At 61.9% G+C, this 17,531-nt stretch carries 18 protein-coding genes; 10 read left to right on the forward strand and 8 right to left on the reverse strand.

The genetic code is table 11. From position 1 onward, the window contains the following. Nucleotides 1-196 precede the first annotated feature (196 nt). Nucleotides 197-673 carry a transcription elongation factor GreA gene (gene greA / locus PWG15_RS07655; RefSeq protein ID WP_058324180.1) on the forward strand — a complete coding sequence of 159 codons (477 nt, stop codon included), beginning with the start codon at nucleotides 197-199 and terminating at the stop codon, nucleotides 671-673. 86 nt (nucleotides 674-759) lie between these two features. After that, complete coding sequence (locus tag PWG15_RS07660) at nucleotides 760-1,818, forward strand: glycosyltransferase family 4 protein (RefSeq protein ID WP_275023807.1); 1,059 nt, start codon at nucleotides 760-762, stop codon at nucleotides 1,816-1,818. A gap of 41 nt (nucleotides 1,819-1,859) precedes the next feature. Here PWG15_RS07660 and PWG15_RS07665 read toward each other — a convergent pair whose 3' ends face one another. From PWG15_RS07665 to PWG15_RS07675, 3 genes are read right to left on the reverse strand one after another with little or no spacing between them, the layout of a single operon-like run. Beyond that, nucleotides 1,860-2,882: a glycosyltransferase gene (locus tag PWG15_RS07665; protein ID WP_275023808.1), complete on the reverse strand. Its 1,023-nt coding sequence runs from the start codon at nucleotides 2,880-2,882 to the stop codon at nucleotides 1,860-1,862. A gap of 7 nt (nucleotides 2,883-2,889) precedes the next feature. Continuing rightward, nucleotides 2,890-3,711 (reverse strand): glycosyltransferase family 2 protein, encoded by an 822-nt coding sequence (locus PWG15_RS07670; protein WP_275023809.1) that lies wholly within the window; start codon nucleotides 3,709-3,711, stop codon nucleotides 2,890-2,892. A gap of 9 nt (nucleotides 3,712-3,720) precedes the next feature. Continuing rightward, the gene (locus PWG15_RS07675; RefSeq protein ID WP_043614306.1) at nucleotides 3,721-4,191 is read right to left on the reverse strand and encodes an Lrp/AsnC family transcriptional regulator; all 471 of its coding nucleotides are present in this window, start codon (nucleotides 4,189-4,191) and stop codon (nucleotides 3,721-3,723) included. A 659-nt stretch (nucleotides 4,192-4,850) separates the two neighbouring features. Here PWG15_RS07675 and trxB point away from each other — a divergent pair. The 5 genes from trxB (at nucleotide 4,851) to PWG15_RS07700 (ending at nucleotide 9,785) form a co-directional block, all read left to right on the forward strand. After that, nucleotides 4,851-5,825, forward strand: coding sequence for a thioredoxin-disulfide reductase (gene trxB / locus PWG15_RS07680; RefSeq protein WP_275023810.1), 975 nt, complete (start codon nucleotides 4,851-4,853; stop codon nucleotides 5,823-5,825). A gap of 117 nt (nucleotides 5,826-5,942) precedes the next feature. Then, nucleotides 5,943-6,839 carry a LysR family transcriptional regulator VtlR gene (locus PWG15_RS07685; RefSeq protein WP_034791460.1) on the forward strand — a complete coding sequence of 299 codons (897 nt, stop codon included), beginning with the start codon at nucleotides 5,943-5,945 and terminating at the stop codon, nucleotides 6,837-6,839. A 620-nt stretch (nucleotides 6,840-7,459) separates the two neighbouring features. Then, nucleotides 7,460-7,750 carry an ArsR/SmtB family transcription factor gene (locus tag PWG15_RS07690; protein ID WP_058324177.1) on the forward strand — a complete coding sequence of 97 codons (291 nt, stop codon included), beginning with the start codon at nucleotides 7,460-7,462 and terminating at the stop codon, nucleotides 7,748-7,750. Between the two features lie 44 nt (nucleotides 7,751-7,794). After that, entirely contained in the window at nucleotides 7,795-8,916 is a 1,122-nt protein-coding gene (locus PWG15_RS07695) for an alkene reductase (protein WP_275023811.1), read from the forward strand. A 65-nt stretch (nucleotides 8,917-8,981) separates the two neighbouring features. Further along, nucleotides 8,982-9,785 (forward strand): aminoglycoside phosphotransferase family protein, encoded by an 804-nt coding sequence (locus PWG15_RS07700; RefSeq protein ID WP_275023812.1) that lies wholly within the window; start codon nucleotides 8,982-8,984, stop codon nucleotides 9,783-9,785. A gap of 2 nt (nucleotides 9,786-9,787) precedes the next feature. Here PWG15_RS07700 and PWG15_RS07705 read toward each other — a convergent pair whose 3' ends face one another. Then, entirely contained in the window at nucleotides 9,788-10,357 is a 570-nt protein-coding gene (locus PWG15_RS07705; protein ID WP_275023813.1) for a helix-turn-helix domain-containing protein, read from the reverse strand. Between the two features lie 37 nt (nucleotides 10,358-10,394). On the opposite strand from PWG15_RS07705, the gene PWG15_RS07710 reads away from it, so the two are divergent. After that, nucleotides 10,395-10,904 (forward strand): GNAT family N-acetyltransferase, encoded by a 510-nt coding sequence (locus PWG15_RS07710; RefSeq protein ID WP_275023814.1) that lies wholly within the window; start codon nucleotides 10,395-10,397, stop codon nucleotides 10,902-10,904. Nucleotides 10,905-10,956: 52 nt separating this feature from the next. Beyond that, a complete protein-coding gene (locus PWG15_RS07715) occupies nucleotides 10,957-11,955 on the forward strand; it encodes a lytic transglycosylase domain-containing protein (RefSeq protein WP_275023815.1) in 999 nt (332 codons plus the stop codon). A gap of 74 nt (nucleotides 11,956-12,029) precedes the next feature. Here the strand turns inward: PWG15_RS07715 and PWG15_RS07720 are convergent, their stop codons facing one another. Next, nucleotides 12,030-13,043, reverse strand: a complete 1,014-nt coding sequence (locus PWG15_RS07720) for an SDR family NAD(P)-dependent oxidoreductase (protein ID WP_275023816.1) — start codon at nucleotides 13,041-13,043, stop codon at nucleotides 12,030-12,032. A gap of 92 nt (nucleotides 13,044-13,135) precedes the next feature. Between PWG15_RS07720 and PWG15_RS07725 the strand changes: the two genes are divergently transcribed. Beyond that, a complete protein-coding gene (locus tag PWG15_RS07725) occupies nucleotides 13,136-14,071 on the forward strand; it encodes a LysR family transcriptional regulator (RefSeq protein WP_275023817.1) in 936 nt (311 codons plus the stop codon). Here the strand turns inward: PWG15_RS07725 and PWG15_RS07730 are convergent. The 3 genes from PWG15_RS07730 to gyrA all read right to left on the reverse strand — a co-directional run bounded on the left by PWG15_RS07730 (nucleotide 14,041) and on the right by gyrA (nucleotide 17,505). Further along, nucleotides 14,041-14,457, reverse strand: a complete 417-nt coding sequence (locus tag PWG15_RS07730) for a YybH family protein (RefSeq protein ID WP_275023818.1) — start codon at nucleotides 14,455-14,457, stop codon at nucleotides 14,041-14,043. The two genes, PWG15_RS07725 and PWG15_RS07730, sit on opposite strands and share 31 nt — an antisense overlap. A gap of 77 nt (nucleotides 14,458-14,534) precedes the next feature. Next, complete coding sequence (locus PWG15_RS07735; protein ID WP_275023819.1) at nucleotides 14,535-14,699, reverse strand: hypothetical protein; 165 nt, start codon at nucleotides 14,697-14,699, stop codon at nucleotides 14,535-14,537. A 28-nt stretch (nucleotides 14,700-14,727) separates the two neighbouring features. Continuing rightward, nucleotides 14,728-17,505 carry a DNA gyrase subunit A gene (gyrA, locus tag PWG15_RS07740; RefSeq protein ID WP_275023820.1) on the reverse strand — a complete coding sequence of 926 codons (2,778 nt, stop codon included), beginning with the start codon at nucleotides 17,503-17,505 and terminating at the stop codon, nucleotides 14,728-14,730. Nucleotides 17,506-17,531 lie beyond the last annotated feature (26 nt).

Below are 17,531 nucleotides of genomic sequence, written 5' to 3' on the forward strand. Positions count from 1 at the left end.
CGTTCGTCTACAAGTTGCGGATCGTTCGTAGCCTTCGGTGGATGGTGGCGAAATATCTGGCTTTCGCGCTTCCGTTTCTGTTATAACGAAGGTTCGAAGTTTCGGACGGTTCCGGTGTTTACGCGCCGGAGACCGTTTTCTTTTGCGTTGGCGCCGCCCCAAGGGCGGCGCCTCGTGCTTGATGAAGGACAATGAAATGGTCGAAAAAGTGCCGATGACACAGGGTGGATTCGTCAACCTGCAGGAGGAGCTGCGCTGGCGCCAGCAGGAAGAACGACCACGAATCATCGAGGCGATTGCCGAAGCCCGTGCACATGGCGACCTGTCGGAAAATGCCGAATACCATGCCGCCAAGGAGGCGCAGAGCCATAACGAAGGCCGTGTCACTGAGCTCGAAGACTTGATCGCCCGCGCGGAAGTCATTGATCTCTCGAAGATGTCCGGCTCCAAGATCAAGTTCGGTGCCAAGGTCAAGCTCGTTGACGAGGACACCGAAGAAGAAAAGACCTATCAGATCGTCGGCGACCAGGAAGCCGACGTGAAGGCTGGCCGAATCTCGATCTCGTCGCCGATCGCACGCGCCTTGATCGGCAAGGAAGTCGGCGATTCCATCGAAGTGAACGCCCCCGGCGGCTCCAAGGCCTACGAAATTCTCGCGGTCAACTGGGGCTGATCAGCCCCAGCTGGGGCGAAGCCTCCCTTCGCCCCGTTTCTCCCTTTCCAAAAGACGATCGTTGCTCGCGCAAGGAGTGCGCTTTCGTGGCCGATATCCGGAACGTCGAGGTCATCGCTCCCAACTTCAAGCGCCGCCTCTCGGGCGTGACGTCCACCATTATCCAGTTGATTCCGATCCAGCGCGCGCTTGGCGAGAAGATCGCCGTGCTTGGCCCTGGACTGCCGGACACCCTACCCTCGATCCGATTCCGCGATCTCCTGCGCTTGTGGAGTGCACCCGATGGCCGACCCTGCCGGGTCTGGCACGCGCGCCGCAATGTCGAGATGCTGCCGGCGATCATGCTGCGCGATCTGCTCGGCATGAAGCTGAAGATCGTCTTCACCTCGGCCTCGCAGCGCCGCCACACTGGCTGGAGCAAGTTCCTGATCTCAAGGATGGATGCGGTGATTGCGACGAGCGGCAAGACCGCCGCCTATCTCGAAGTGCCGAACACGGTGATCCTGCACGGCATCGATACGAAACGTTTCCAGCCGCCGGCCGATGCGGGCGCGGCCAAGTCTGCGCTCGGGCTTGATCCCGCGCAGAAATATGTCGGCTGCTTTGGACGGGTGCGTAAGCAGAAGGGAACCGATCTCTTCGTCGATAGCATGATCGCGCTCTTGCCCTGCCGGCCGGGCTGGAGCGCCATCGTCGCGGGGCGCGCGACCGGCCCGCATGTGGCGTTCGAGAACGAACTGAAGGAGCGCGTCGCAAAGGCCGGCCTGACGGACCGCATCCGTTTCGTCGGCGAGCACACCAATATCCCCGATTGGTATCGCGCGCTCGATCTCTTCATCGCGCCGCAGCGCTGGGAAGGTTTTGGCCTGACGCCGCTCGAAGCCATGGCGACCGGGGTTCCGGTCGTTGCGACCGATGTCGGTGCCTTTTCGGAACTGGTCGTCGTCGGCGAGCAGGAAACCGGTACGATCATTGCTGCAAACGATCTGCAGGCGATGGTCGAGGCGACGGCCAGCTTCATGGACAATGACCGCCGTCGTACGATGGCAGGCGCCAACGGCCTGGGGCTGACCTGCGCCTCCTTCGCGATCGAGGGCGAGGCCCGCGCGATCAACGCTGTCTACGAGCGGCTGATGCGCTTCTGACCGGCTGCCATCTTGATGGCAGCCGCGCGATGGACGTTGCCTCAGCGCTTCGAAGCGAAGAGCTTCAAATAGGCGTCGGTAATAGCCTGCTTCGAGAACTGGTTCATCAGTGTCTCGTGGCCGCGTTCGGCAAGGCGGTCGCCAAGCGACGTGTCGCTCGCGATGCGGTCGATCGCCTGGGCGAAGCCATCGGCATCGCCGATATCGACCATCAAGCCGTTCTCGCCGTCGCGCATGAACCATTGCGGTCCTTCCGAACGGCTGGAGACGACGGGCGTCCCCTGGGCCCAGGCCTCGAGGATGACATTGCCGAGCGGCTCATGGCTCGATGCCATGACGAAAATGTCCGAAGCGGCGAGGAAGGGACGCGTATCCTTCTGCCAGCCCGCAAAGCGCACGCGCTTCGAAACGCCGAGATCGGCCGCCAGCTTTTCCAGATTTCCACGTTCTTCGCCGTCGCCGACCAGCCAGAGATAGGCGTCCGGTACCTTGGCGATGGCCTGGATCAGCGTGTGGAAGCCCTTGCGCGGAACGAACCGCCCCATCGACATGACGACCGGCACATTCTCCGGCGTATCGAGCGTGGCGCGACTGACTGGCGCGACGCGGTCCGTCCCGGTGAAGTTGGAGATCACCTCGACGTCGCGTTTCCAGCCGATCTTGCGCACATGCTCGGCAATGCCCGGCGTGTTGCACACGAGGCAATCCGTGTTGCGGAAATAGTCGAGGCGCAGCGGATAATCGCCAAGCCGGGAAATCTTGATGCAGCCCTTGTAGTTCGGCATCAACCGGCTCGCGCGCGGCATCCAGGCAAAGAGCGCGTCCGGCTTCTCGCGGCGCGCCATGCTGCTGACCTTCATCGGCAATAGGATCCGGTCGAGCGACAGGTTGCGGAAATTGCTTTCGATGATGCGTGTCGCACCTTCGATATCCTTCCGCCAGATGCGTCCGGGCCGGATGACCGAGGTCTGCTCGACGCCGCGCTCGCCAAGCGCATTCACCAGATGAACGAAGAAGCGCTCTGCGCCGCCGTCCTTGCCGAAATGAAAGTGCATGATTTTCATGGAAACCTCACGGGCTGGTCTGGCGCCGTTCCATGTCGTCATGGTTCGGACGGCGCTTCAGCGCGTGCCTCTGATAGATCTTGGCTGCGGTCAGGAAGGCGTAGACCGCCCCCGTCATCGCTTCGATGAAGCCCGGAAAGCCGCAGCGCCAAAGGCCGTTGCGGAAATAGAGCCGATAGAAATAGAGCGGTGGGCTGAACAACATCTTGTAGGGGCGTGCGGACTTTCCGGCCGCAAACTGCTGATCTGCCTTCAGCGTCGAGTATTTGTTTTCCTTGAGGATCTGCTCGTCGATGATCAGCGGCCGGTAATGCAGCAGGCTGCCCTTGCGCGCGGCGCCGACGGCACCGTCCGGAACGATACCCTCATGGACCTTCTGGTTGAGGTCGTAGCGCCCCCTGCCCTGACGGATCAGCCTGAGGTTCCGCCGCTCGTGCACGCGCTCGGGCGTGTAGCCGTAGCCGATCAGATACGGCCTGCGGGCCACGCGCCAGCCGACTGTCTCTGCCGGTGCGTCGAGCAGCGATGGCAGCAATGCCTTCAGCGGTTCGTCGAGGCGCTCGTCGGAATCTATATTGAGGCACCACGGCTGCGTGCATTGATCAAGCGCGAACTGCTTCTGGCCGGCATAGCCCCGCCACGGCTCATGCAGGAAGCGGATCGGCCAGCCCTTGTCGATATAGGACTGCACGAGTGCCGGCGTGCCGTCGGTCGACCCGGAGTCGACGATGACGATTTCCGCGCATTGCTCGAGGCTCTCGATACAATTGCCGAGATAGGCTTCTTCGTTCTGGCAGATGATGAAGGCGGAAAGCGGAAGCTTGCTCATGGGCGGGCCTTAGATCTGTACGAGGCCGATATCCTTGACCTGGCGAATGGTCAGCATCGTGCGCACGGTGTCGACCCGTTCGTTGGCCGTCAGCACTTCGATGACGAAGTCCTGGAAAGTCGTCAGATTCTCGGCGACACAATGCAGCAAAAAGTCGCTTTCGCCGGAAACCGTCCAGGCCTGGCGGACGATCTGCCATTCGGCGGTGGCCGCGGCGAAGGCCTTGAGATCGGCTTCCGACTGGCGCTTGAGGCCCACCATGCAGAAGGCGACCAGGTCGAAGCCGAGCGCCGGTGCGTTCAAGAGCGCATGATACCCCTTGATGACGCCCGTTTCCTCGAGCTTGCGCACGCGCCTGAGGCAGGGCGGCGCGGAGATGCCGACCCGTTGGGCGAGATCGACATTGGTCATCCGGCCATCACGCTGGAGCTCGCGAAGGATCTTGAGATCGATTGCGTCGAGCTCGACTTGTTTCGTCATGAACGTTCGTCCTTTTTGCGTGGTGACTTTATGCGCGAGGGCAAAGTCGAAAACTTGGTTTTTGCTGACGGCTGGGCTGGCCCCAATGGCCGGCGATGTTGACAGATGGCGTCCCCTATCCCGGCGCAGCCGCGATCGTCTCGGTCGAGGTTCTCGGTAAGGCGCGCTTCAAAAGGGCGAGGTCTCGAGTCGATGCGTGGCCGAGCGCAGCGCGTTCGCGATGGAACCAAGCACGGCCGGCATTCAACCCCATATGCTTCTCCAGCAAAGTGAATCCGCGTGAAATATCGCCAAACCCGCTGGACAACAAGCAGTCCCGCCGACTATTCGCGGGAAAATGGCTTGGCTGACACCGGTCTTGCCGCAAAAATGGGTCGCCACCGCCCGAAGCGGCACGGGCCAGGCCCGATGCGGCGTCCATTCCGGCGTCGCACCGCGCGCAGCTTGACGCTCGGTGTTGCCGATCGCAGGGCCGAACCTGGTGCACAAACGCGTCATCTGGTGGCAAAACTAGGCTTGGCGCTCAAGCACTTGTGTGTATCAGGCCCGACGCCCTTGAAAGTCATGGCAGGGAATCCCTAAACTATGGAACTATTTCCCATTGACGCAATGGAATCGGACGAGAGCGTTCCCTCTCCCCGTGAACGAAGGACAAGACTATGACTGCCCGTCACGTGAAAGTGCTGATCATCGGCTCCGGCCCGGCTGGCTATACGGCCGCCATCTATACGGCGCGCGCCATGCTTGAGCCGGTTTTGATCGCCGGCATGGAACAGGGCGGCCAGTTGATGATCACCACCGACGTGGAGAACTATCCGGGCTATGCCGATCCGGTTCAGGGTCCCTGGATGATGGAGCAGATGCTGAAGCAGGCGACCCATGTCGGCGCCGAGATCGTCAACGATCTCGTGACCGACGTCGATCTGTCGGTGCGCCCGTTCCGCATCAAGACCGATAGCGGTACCGACTGGACGGCGGACGCCCTGATCATCGCCACCGGCGCCAAGGCGAAGTGGCTCGGCATCGAGACCGAGCCGACCTTCATGGGCTTCGGCGTCTCGGCCTGCGCGACCTGTGACGGTTTCTTCTACCGCAACAAGGACGTGATCGTCGTCGGTGGCGGCAACTCGGCCGTGGAAGAAGCGCTGTACCTCTCGAACCTCGCCAAGACCGTCACCGTCGTGCACCGCCGCGATTCCTTCCGGGCTGAAAAGATCCTGCAAGAGCGCCTGTTCGCCAAGCCGAATGTCAAGGTGATCTGGGACCACGAGGTCGTCGAATATCTGGGTGCGCCCGCCAAGCCGCCAATGCCCGCATCGGTCAACGGCGTGAAGCTGCGCAACACCAAGACCGGCGAGACCTCGGACATGGTGACCGACGGCGTCTTCGTCGCGATCGGTCATGCCCCGGCGGTCGAACTTTTCAAAGGCAAGCTTCGGCAAAAGTCCAACGGCTATCTGTGGACCGCGGCCGATTCGACGGCGACCGACGTGCCCGGCGTTTTTGCCGCAGGCGACGTGACGGACGACATCTATCGTCAGGCGGTGACGGCGGCCGGCATGGGCTGCATGGCAGCGCTTGAGGCCGAGAAATACCTGGCGGGTCATATGCCCGTCGCAATTGCAGCCGAATAGAAGCTGCGAATCGGGGTGGTGCCGCTGAGGCACCTCGCCCCGTGTGGGAACAGACGCATCAGCCACATCCGGGAGACAAGACCCCGTCTCCCGGAGTGGTTTCATATGGGGGACTTCATGTCGCTGGACTGGGACAAACTGCGCATTTTTCACGCGGCGGCCGAGGCTGGGTCGTTCACCCATGCGGCAGACAAGCTTCATCTCTCTCAGTCTGCGATCAGCCGGCAGGTGAGTTCGCTAGAGCAGGACGTCGGCATCAAGCTTTTCCACCGTCATGCGCGCGGCCTGATCCTCACCGAACAGGGCGAGATCCTCTACCGGACGGCGCACGAAGTGCTGATGAAGCTCGAGAGCGTCAAAGTCCAGCTGAGCGAAACCACCGACAAACCGAGCGGCAAGCTGCGCATCACCACGACTGTCGGTCTCGGCCAGGGATGGCTCACGGACAAGATCCAGGAATTCATGTCCCTGCACCCGGACGTGCAGGTCCAGCTCATCCTCGACAACGAGGAGCTCGACGTGAACATGCGTCATGCCGACTGCGCCATCCGCCTGCGCCAGCCGCAGCAGTCGGACCTCATCCAGCGCAAGCTCTTCACGGTGCACATGCACGTCTACGCAGCGCCGTCCTACATCAACAAATACGGTGAGCCGCAGTCGGTCGAGGACCTCGACAATCACCGGATCATCACCTTCGGCGAACCGGCGCCGAATTATTTGCTCGACGTCAACTGGCTCGAGATCGCCGGGCGCGATTCCGACAATCCGCGGGTGTCGCACCTGCAGATCAACAGCCAGACCTCGATCAAGCGCGCCTGCCTTCTGGGCATCGGCGTCGCCATGCTGCCGGACTATATCGTCGGCCGCGACCCGGGCCTGATACAGTTGCCGATCAGTGCCGACATTCCGTCGTTCGATACCTATTTCTGCTATCCGGACGAGATGAAGAACGCAGCGAAGCTCAAGGTCTTCCGCGATTACATCGTCGCCAAGGCCCGAAACTGGAACTTCTGACGTCGAGCCAGCAAATGCTCTTTTTGTGAGCATTTCTTTATCATCTTTATAACTATCTGTTTTTGCTGTTTTATTTTTAATGCGCCCACATTCTTGTGCGGCGCATTTTCGTTGTGCGATGCAGAAATAGGCAGGGATGCGCACATGGCATGGCTGTCATGCATATTAAATGATTGCTGCCCGCCCAAAAAAGCAGCATACCAAACCCAGCTGATGCATCTTTGGTGGCTTCTCCTCCCAGTGCCACCGCAGCAGCTGTTCCCCTCTGGAGGTTTAAATTACCTTCACAACTTATAAGGGCCCAAGTCTTCTTGTGGCCCTCTTTTTTTGTCTACTACTGTTAGATACAGGCGAGCCGTGATGAAAATCACAGCCGGCTATTGAAAGCCGATACTTCGCTTCCCATATCAAAATGCAGCTGATGCATTCTTGGTGGCTTCTCCTCCCCCGCCACCGCATTAGCTGTTCCCCTCTGGAGGTTCTCATTACCTTCACAACTACAAGGGCCCAAGTTTTCTTGAGGCCCTCTTTTTTTGCCTTCATGCTGCTCACGGTCTTGTGATTTGAATATCGTGTTTCAGCGATACATCTATCGATAAAACACGATATGGCGATATGCGATGGACAGAGACGAGATATTGAAGGCGCTTGCCCATCCAGTGCGGGTGAACATCCTCGCCTGGCTGAAAGAGCCCCAGCTCCATTTCCCGACGCAGGAACATCCGCTCGATCTCGGCGTCTGCGCCGGTCAGTTCGAACGCTGCGGCCTGTCGCAGTCGACCGTTTCCTCGCATCTCGCGGTGCTTCAGCGCGCCGGCCTCGTAACGACGCGCCGGGTCGGCCAGTGGATTTTCTACCGCCGTGATGAAGAGACGATTGCCGCTTTTCTGAAGAGCATCGGCGATCTCTGAAGCCAGCAACTCCTCCCAAGCAGACCTCCCTGAAAGGACCTCCCATGGCCTCGCTTTTTGACCCCATCACCATCGGTGACATCGCGCTGAAGAACCGCATCGTCATGGCGCCGTTGACACGCAACCGTTCACCCGGCGCCGTTCCGAACACGCTGAACGTCACCTACTACGAGCAGCGCGCAACGGCTGGTTTGCTCATCACCGAGGGAACCGCGATCACCCAGCAGGGCCAGGGCTATGCCGACGTTCCCGGTCTCTACACGCCGGAGGCGTTGGAAGGCTGGCGCAAGGTGACGGATGCGGTGCACGCCAAGGGTGGCCGGATCGTCGTCCAGATGTGGCACGTCGGCCGAATCTCGCACAACTCTCTGCAGCCGAACGACCAGAAGCCCGTTGCGCCTTCTGCAATCCGTGCCAAATCCAAGACCTACCTGATCAATGCTGACGGTACCGGATCCTTTGCCGAAACCTCCGAGCCGCATGCGCTTGCTGTCACCGAGATCGAAGGCATCGTTGAAGACTATCGCAAGGCTGCGCGCGCCGCGATTGACGCCGGCTTCGATGGCATCGAGATCCATGCCGCCAACGGCTATCTCATCGATCAGTTCCTGCGTTCCGGCTCGAACCACCGCACCGATTCCTACGGTGGCTCGATCGAGAACCGTGCTCGCTTCCTGTTTGAGGTCATGGATACCGTGACGAAGGAAATCGGCGCCGGACGCGTCGGCATCCGTCTTTCGCCGGTCACGCCGGCCAACGACGTCTTCGATCCGGAGCCGCAGTCGGTGTTCGGCTATGTGGTCAAGAACCTGGCTCGCTATCCCCTCGCCTACATCCACATCATTGAAGGCGCGACGGGTGGCCCACGTGACCACCAGCAGGGCGACCGGCCGTTCGATTATGATGCGCTGCGCTCCACCTATGTCGCAGCCGGCGGCAAGGCGGCCTGGATGACGAACAACGGTTATGACAGGGCGCTGGCGGTAAAGACGATCGAGGACGGCGAAGCCGACCTCGTCGCTTTCGGCAAATCTTTCATCGCCAATCCGGATCTCGTCGAGCGGCTGAAGCTGGACGCGCCGCTCAACACCCCCGACCAGGCGACTTTCTATGGCGGCGGCGCCAAGGGCTACACCGACTATCCGGCCCTTGAACGGGTCGCCTGACGCTCCCACATGGCCCATGCCCCGTCACCCGACGGGGCATTTGTCCATTGGGAAATTAACCCCTTATGTTTTCTGGATATTTTGAGAAGTGGTCATTGCAGCCGGACGGCGAAATTATCGTCACGCCCTCCAGCCATCTTCATCCCGTCCGCTACCGCAACCAGTCGGCGATGCTGAAGGTCGCGCAGGATCCCGAAGAGAAATTCGGTCGCCTGCCGATGCTCTACTGGAACGGGCACGGCGCCGCCAAAGTCTTTGAGTCCGATGGTGATGCCGTCCTGATGGAGCGCGCGGACAGCCAACGCAACCTCTTCCTCATGGCGATGACGGGAAGCGATGAAGCCGTGACGCGCATCATCTGCCGCACGGTTGCCGAGCTTCACGCACCGCGCTCGACACCTGTACCGCAGGATCTTGTGCCGCTCGACAAGTGGTTCGCCTCGTTGGAGGCAGCCGCTCCTGCTCAAGGCGGCCTTTTTGCACGTGCGCTCGAGGCGGCCAAAGGCCTGTTTGTTGATCCGGAGCCGCCTGTGGTGCTTCATGGCGACGTGCATCATGCCAACATCCTCGATTTCGGCGACCGTGGCTGGCTGGCGATCGACCCGAAGCGCGTTATCGGCGATCGCGGCTACGACTATGCCAATCTCTTCTGCAATCCTGAACTGCCTCTGGTCACCGCGCCGGGCCGGCTGCAGCGGCACCTGCCCATCGTCGCCGAGGAGACCGGCCTTCACCCGCGCCGCATCCTGAATTGGGTGTTGGCCTATGCCGGGCTTTCCGCTGCCTGGTTCCTGGAGGATGGCGATGACTTCGGCGTGGAGAGCGACCTGACGATGGCGCAGATCGCAATCGCCGAGCTCGACCGTTAAGCTCAACCTGTCCTCAACAGGATGACGGCATAAATGCAGGTCTCGCCGCCGGTATTGCGGAAAACGCAATCCTGCGGCGGGCCAAGCTCCAGGCAGTCCCCCTCGCCGAGGGTGTGGGTCTCAAGGCCTTCCACGAAGGTCAGGCTGCCCTCTTTCACCCATATCCATCGACGATGGTGCGCATAGGCGGACGCCGGGATCGGTACGTCGGCGCCCGCCGGAAGCTCGACCTCGACAAGCTCGAGCGGCAGATCCGACATCGGCGACACGTGGCGCCTGAGATACCCCGTTTGCGGATCGCGCCAGACCGATTGATCCTGGCGTCGCGCCAGCCTGCCCTGGCTCATTTCTGCGCGCGCGATCAGGCTGGACATGGTGAGCCCGAACGCGCCCGCAAGCTTTGCCAGCAATGTCGCTGTCGGGCTGCTGTCGCCGCGCTCGACCTTGTGGATCATCGCGCGCGAGACACCCGAGCGCTCTGAAAGCTCGCTCAGCGACCAGCCGCGCGCTTCCCTTTCGAGCCGAATTCGTTCACTGAGCCGTTGATCCAGGCTGTCTACTTTAGTATTCATCTTGTAGTCATATAGTGAACGAATACGAGGAGCAAGCATGCTGATCCGGGCGGCCATTGAAGACGATCTGCCAGTCATCTGCGAGATCTACAACGACGCCGTGGCCAACACGACGGCGATCTGGAACGAGACCCTGGTCGATGTCGCCAATCGGACGGCCTGGCTGAAGGCCCGCGCGGACGCGGGCTATCCGGTGCTAGTGGCTGTATCCGACGAAGGCGACGTCGTCGGCTATGCGTCCTTTGGCGATTGGCGTGCCTTCGATGGTTATCGCCATACGGTCGAGCACTCCGTCTACGTTCACAAGGACCGCCGCGGCGGTGGCATTGGCCGGAAACTCATGGTCGCGCTGATCGCCGAGGCCGAACGGCTCGGCAAACATGTGATGATTGCCGGCATCGAATCGGAAAACTCGGCTTCGATCCGCCTTCACGCCCAACTGGGCTTTGTCGACACCGGCCGCATGCGCGAAGTCGGCACGAAATTCGGCCGTTGGCTCGATCTGACGTTCATGCAATTGGTGCTTCCGACAGGCTCACCACGCTAGTTCCCGGCGCCTGCCTCGACAATGGCCGTTTGTCGAGGCAGCCGGAGATGCTATGAACGCGCAGGGACAGTTTCTGGAACACCGCAACGTGGGTCTTCGACGGAAGGTGAGATCGGGCGCTTGGGCACGGGCAGCGAGAGCGGCGTTGGCGCTGCTTGTCAGTGTTCCCGCGTACAGAGCGGTCCCCGCGGCCGCTCGTATCGATGACCTCACCCTGCAACCGAAATGCGTCTATTCAGGGCTCTCGGCGGCCGACCCGGCAAAGGCACTCTGCATCAGCAAGGAGAACTTCGCCCGCGACGTCTGTGGCGTAATCGACCACTACGCCACCGTGAACGACCTGCCTTCGGCCTTCTTCGCCCGCCTGATCTGGCGCGAAAGCCTGTTTCGCCCGAACGCGGTCAGCCCCAAGGGGGCCGAAGGGATCGCGCAGTTCATGCCGGGAACGGCGAAGATGCGGGGGCTCAACAACAGCTTCGATGCCGTCGAGGCGCTCGGCAAGTCCGCGGAATACCTGAACGAGCTCAAGTCGCGCTACGGCAATCTCGGCTTTGCCGCCGCCGCCTACAATGCCGGCGAGAACGGCCTGGAGCGGTTTCTCGAGGTCGATTGGCTGCCGGCCGAAACGCGCAACTACGTACTGGCGATCACCGCCTACAGCGTCGAGGACTGGCGCGACAATCCACCGAAGACGCTCGACCTGACGCTCGACAAGGGCAAGACCTTTCTCGACGGCTGCGTGGCGCTCGCCAGCACCCGCAATCTTCGCGATATCGAGGTGATCGACGAAGCCGAATGGGCGCCCTGGGGCGTGCAACTTGCCGCACACTTTCAGAAGTCGGTGGCGCAGCGACTGTTCGTGAGCGCGGTCAAGCGTCTGCCGGAGGCGATCCGCAGCGAGAAGGCCCTCTTGCTCAGGGAGCGCAATGCCAGTTTTGGCCTGAGGATCCGCTACGCCGCACGTATCGGCCGTGAGACCCAGGCGGAAGCGAACAAGCTCTGCGCCGCCATTCGCAAGAGTGGCGGCGCCTGCCTTGTCTTCAAGAACTGACCGCGACCTGAACTCTTCGACGCGCAGCCATGCCGTTAGCCGGAACGGTTCGCCTCGCGATTCCGCGCAGCGCTTCACACTAGAACGCGATCACCAGTGGTCACGGCTGCTGACTCAACCGGCATGCAGCCCAGTCCCCTGAGCGTTGTCGCGACCGCTTCGTCGATCGGCGTATGCGGTTCTTCGCCGAGAACGGCAAGAAGTCGCTCGTTCGGCATTCTCAGAGGCTCGCGCCAAACGTAGCGCATCTTGCGCAGTTCCCTGAAGAGCGGAACGAAGGGTGAGGTAAGGCCGATCAGCCACCACGGGAAGGCCCGCACCGGCAGCTGTGGTTTGCCGGCAACGCGACGGATCGCCGCGACCATCTCCGTTCCGTCACGGTCGAGGAAGCCGCGCATGTGATAGACGGCAAAGCGCGGCAGGCGTTCGTCGCGCTCGACGAGGCGGAGCATGGTTTCGGCGACATCGGGCAGATAGGCCCATTGGTGCGCGGTGCCTTCACGGCCGGGATAGGAAATCGCCGTCAGCGGTCTTCCAGGTTTTACAAGGCCTTGCGAAAACCAGTTGTTGGCGGCGCCCGGGCCGAAGAAGTCGCCTGCCCTGACGATGATGACGCCGACCCCTGTCTCGGATGCGTCTTTCAGGCGGCGTTCCATCTCCCTGCGGATCAGGCCCTTGTCGGTATCCGGGTTCTGCGGTGCATCCTCGGTCAGAATGGGAAAGGCATCCCGGCCGAAATTGTAAATCGTTCCCGGCAGGAGGATGCGGGCACCTTCGGCTTTCGCCGCCGCGATGGTGCTGTCGAGCATCGGCAGCACCAGGGTTCCCCAGTTGCGGTAACCGGGCGGATTGACGGCGTGCACGATCAGATCGACTCCTTCTGCCGCGGCGCGAACGTCGCGCGCGTTCATGGCATCGCCTTGCCGCCAGTCGAATGCCGGCTCCGCCTGCGCCGCCTTCTCGGCGTTGCGGTTCAAGGCGCGCACCTGCCAGCCGCGCTTGCTAAGCCCGCGCGCCACGGCGCCGCCGATGCCGCCCGTCGCCCCGAGCACCAGTGCGATCTTTGTTTCTTCCTGCATCCTGGCCATGTCACGCTCCATCCGTTTCGATGGAGACAGGATCACGCATCGGTGCGCTAAACGGAATTGCCGAAAATCATTGATCGGATATACTCAAATATATGAGCAAGTTGGACCTGAGCTGGGATTTCTACAAAACGTTCCTTGCGGTGCTGCGAGAGGGATCGCTATCGGCGGCCGCCCGTGAGCTGGGTTTGACCCAGCCGACCGTTGGCCGGCACGTGGATGCCATGGAGGCAGCACTTGGCTATCCGCTCTTCGTGCGCTCCCCGCATGGGTTGCTGCCGACCGATGCCGCGCTGGCGCTCAAGCCCTATGCCGAGACGCTCTCCGCGACATCCGCGGCGCTGCTACGGGCTGCGTCCAGCCAGCGTGATGCCGTCAGCGGTACCGTGCGCATCAGCGCCAGCGAGGTCATCGGTATCGAAGTCCTGCCGCCGATCCTGGCAGCGCTTCACGAGGCCTATCCGGAGTTGACGATCGAACTCTCCGCCTCCGATGCGGTGGAAGACCTCTTGCGCCAGGAGGCCGATATCGCCGTGCGCATGGTCGCGCCCGCGCAGGAGGCTTTGATCGCCCGCCACCTCGGTGTTGTGCCCATCAGTTTTCATTCGCACCGCCGCTACATCGAGCGGCGTGGCATGCCTCAGGCCCTGGCCGACCTCGCCGATCACAGCCTGATCGGCTACGATCGGGAAACCGCGGCGATCCGGGCCATCATCGCCCGCTCGCCAGAACTGCCGGCCGCACGGTTTGCGCTCAAGGCCGATAGCAACCTTGCCCAACTGGCAGCGATCCGCGCCGGTTTCGGCATCGGCATCTGCCAGAACGGGCTGGCGGCGCGCGACCCCGATCTCCTCCCGGTGCTACCCGGCCTCTTCGAGATGAAGCTCGATACCTGGCTGGTAATGCACGAGAACTTGAAGTCGGCGCCGCGCTGCCGCGTCACGTTCGATGCGCTCGCCAAGGGCCTGCGCGACTACATTCGCGGTGTCGCGCCTGCAACTCACGACAGCGACGCTTCCGCCTCGTGCTGAGACTTACCCGGCAAGCAGCGTCGTGCCGTAGGAATTGTCGATGACACAAAGCCAGCCGGCACCCGCATTTCGAAAGACATAGGTAGCCCGCCGCACTCGGCGCCCTCCGCGTCTAGGGTGTCGAGCACCGTTTCCATGATGACAAGGGCGGTTTCGCCGCCTTCGATCACTTTCATCTCGCCCTGGCGGACCTTCAGTTGTTTCTTGAAATGTGTAGCAATCGCGACGAACGCTTTCCTGATCTCAGCCTTTCCGGTCGCATTGAGGCCGGGCTTGACGACCAGCGTCGCGTCGTCGGCGTAGAAGTCCATCAGCCTATCAACGTCTTGCGCCGTGATCGCACGGTCGGCAGCTTGGATGAGCTGTTTCAGTTCGTGATCTGACATGTCCGTCTCCTGGGCCGAAGACGGATACACAAAACCCGCCTTGCGGCGGGTTTCAGCTTCCGGAAAAAGAGCGCGCGTCAACCCACCATTCGATGAACGACGCGAATAATCGAAGCGTTGACGTTGCCGACATTTTCCATGCTTCGCGCGTAACACGCCTCGATCTCGTCGGCAAGTTGCGCCGCCCACAACGGGGCATGTGGGCTGCCAATAAAAAGCCCGCCATAACGGCGGGCTTTCAAGAAATTGGCGCTTCGATCGCGTGGACAGTTAACCCTCGGATTCGGCTGGCGTTTCCGGCGCGCCGTTTTCGATCGCCGCCTCCTCGCCTTCCTCGTCGCCCTCAGGCTCGCTGATGCGTTCGACCGAAACGACCTTCTCGTCCTTAGCGGTCGAGAAGATGGTGACACCCTTGGTGGCGCGGCTCGCAAGCCGAACGCCATTGATCGGCACGCGGATCAACTGGCCGCCATCGGAGACGAGCATGATCTGGTCGTTGTCTTCGATCGGGAAGGCTGCGACGAGTACGCCGATTTCCGCCGTCTTCGAGGTGTCGGTGGCGCGGATGCCCTTGCCGCCGCGGCCCGAGGTGCGGAAATCGTAGGAGGACGAACGTTTACCGAAGCCCTTCTCCGAGACCGTCAGCACGAACTGTTCGCGCGCTTTCAGCTCCTCGAAGCGTTCGTTCGAAAGCTCTCCGCCGTCGGTGACTTCCTCGCCGACGAGGGCGATTTCTTCCTCGTCGCCGTTCGTCGCCCGACGCTCCGCGGCAGCGCGCTTGAGATAGGCTGCACGCTCCCATGGTTCGGCATCGACATGGCCAAGGATCGCCATCGAGATGATGCGGTCGCCGTCGCCGAGGTTGATGCCACGAACGCCGATCGAGTTGCGGCCGGCAAAGACGCGCACGTCGTCGACCGGGAAGCGGATGCACTGGCCGAGCGCCGTCGTCAGCATGACGTCGTCATGCTCCGTGCAGGTGTCGACGGAGAGGATCTCGTCGCCCTCCTCTTCGAGCTTCATTGCGATCTTGCCGTTGCGGTTGACCTGGACGAAGTCCGACAGCTTGTTGCGGCGAACCGTGCCGCGCGTCGTCGAGAACATGACGTCGAGGTTTTCCCAGGTCGCCTCGTCCTCGGGCAGCGGCATGATGGTGGTGATGCGCTCGCCGGGTTCCAGCGGCAGCATGTTGATCAGCGCCTTGCCGCGCGATTGCGGCGTGCCGATCGGCAGGCGCCAGACCTTCTCCTTGTAGACGATACCACGGGAGGAGAAGAACAGAACCGGCGTATGGGTGTTGGCAACGAATAGCCGGGTAACGAAATCCTCGTCCCTGGTCGCCATGCCCGAACGGCCCTTGCCGCCGCGGCGCTGCGCCCGGTAGGTCGTCAGCGGCACGCGCTTGATATAGCCGAGATGCGAAACGGTCACGACCATGTCTTCACGGGCGATGAGATCCTCATCGTCCATGTCGGGGCCGCCTTCCATGATTTCGGACCGGCGCGGCGTGCCGAACTCGTCGCGGATGGCGACGAGTTCGTCCTTGACGATGCTCATGATGCGCAGGCGCGAGGACAGGATGTCGAGGTAATCCTTGATTTCCTCGCCGATCTTGTTGAGTTCGTCACCGATTTCATCACGGCCGAGCGCTGTCAGGCGCTGCAGGCGCAGGTCGAGAATGGCGCGGGCCTGCTCTTCCGAGAGGTTGTAGGTGCCGTCCTCGTTGATGCGGTGGCGCGGGTCGTCGATGAGGCGAATGAGGCTCTCGACGTCGTGGGCCGGCCAGCGACGCTCCATCAACTGCTCGCGCGCCGTTTGCGGGTCTGGCGCATGGCGAATGAGCTTGATGATTTCGTCGATATTGGCAACAGCGATGGCGAGACCGACGAGCACGTGGGCGCGGTCACGCGCCTTGCGCAGCAGGTACTTCGTACGCCGGCTAACAACTTCTTCGCGGAACGAGACGAAGGCCCTGAGCATGTCGAGCAGCGTCATGTGCTCGGGCTTGCCGCCGTTCAGCGCCACCATGTTGCAGCCGAAGGAGGTCTGCAGCGGCGTGTAGCGGTAGAGCTGGTTCAGGATGACGTCGGCATTGGCGTCGCGCTTCAGTTCGATGACGACGCGATAGCCCTGGCGGTCCGATTCGTCGCGCAGGTCCGAGATGCCCTCGATGCGCTTCTCGCGCACCAGTTCGGCCATCTTCTCGATCATCGTCGCCTTGTTCACCTGGAACGGGATCTCGGTGATGATGATCTGCTCACGGTCGCCGCGCATCGGCTCGATATGGGCGCGGCCGCGCATGATGACCGAGCCGCGGCCGGTCTCGTAGGCCGAGCGGATGCCGGAGCGGCCGAGGATCAGCGCGCCGGTCGGGAAATCGGGTCCCGGGATGATTTCCATCAGTTCCGGCAGTTCGATCGCCGGATTGTCGATCAGCGCCATGCAGCCGTTGATGACCTCGACGAGATTATGCGGCGGGATGTTCGTCGCCATGCCGACGGCGATGCCGCCGGCGCCGTTGACGAGCAGGTTCGGGAACTTCGCGGGAACGACGGCCGGCTCCTGGAGCGTGCCGTCATAGTTGTCGCGGAAGTCGACCGTTTCCTTGTCGAGGTCGTCGAGAAGCGAATGCGCGGCCTTCTGCAGGCGGCATTCGGTGTAGCGCTCGGCTGCCGGCGGGTCGCCGTCGACGGAACCGAAGTTGCCCTGGCCGTCGATCAGCGGCAGGCGGAGAGACCAATCCTGCGCCATGCGCGCCAGCGCGTCGTAGATCGCCGCGTTGCCGTGCGGGTGATACTTACCCATCACGTCCCCGGTCACACGGGCGCATTTGACGTATTTCTTGTTCCAGTCGATGCCGAGCTCGCTCATCCCGTAGAGGATGCGGCGGTGCACGGGTTTCAGACCGTCACGCACGTCGGGAAGCGCGCGGCTGACGATGACGCTCATCGCGTAATCGAGATAGGACCGCTGCATTTCCTCGATGATGGAAATCGGCTCGATGCCTGGCGGAGTTTTTCCGCCGCCGGGGGTGCTTTGCTCAGTCAATGGTGATCACGATCTTTGTTCAGAAT

Origin of the sequence: Ensifer adhaerens (assembly GCF_028993555.1) — a bacterium.
Lineage (GTDB): Bacteria > Pseudomonadota > Alphaproteobacteria > Rhizobiales > Rhizobiaceae > Ensifer > Ensifer adhaerens_I.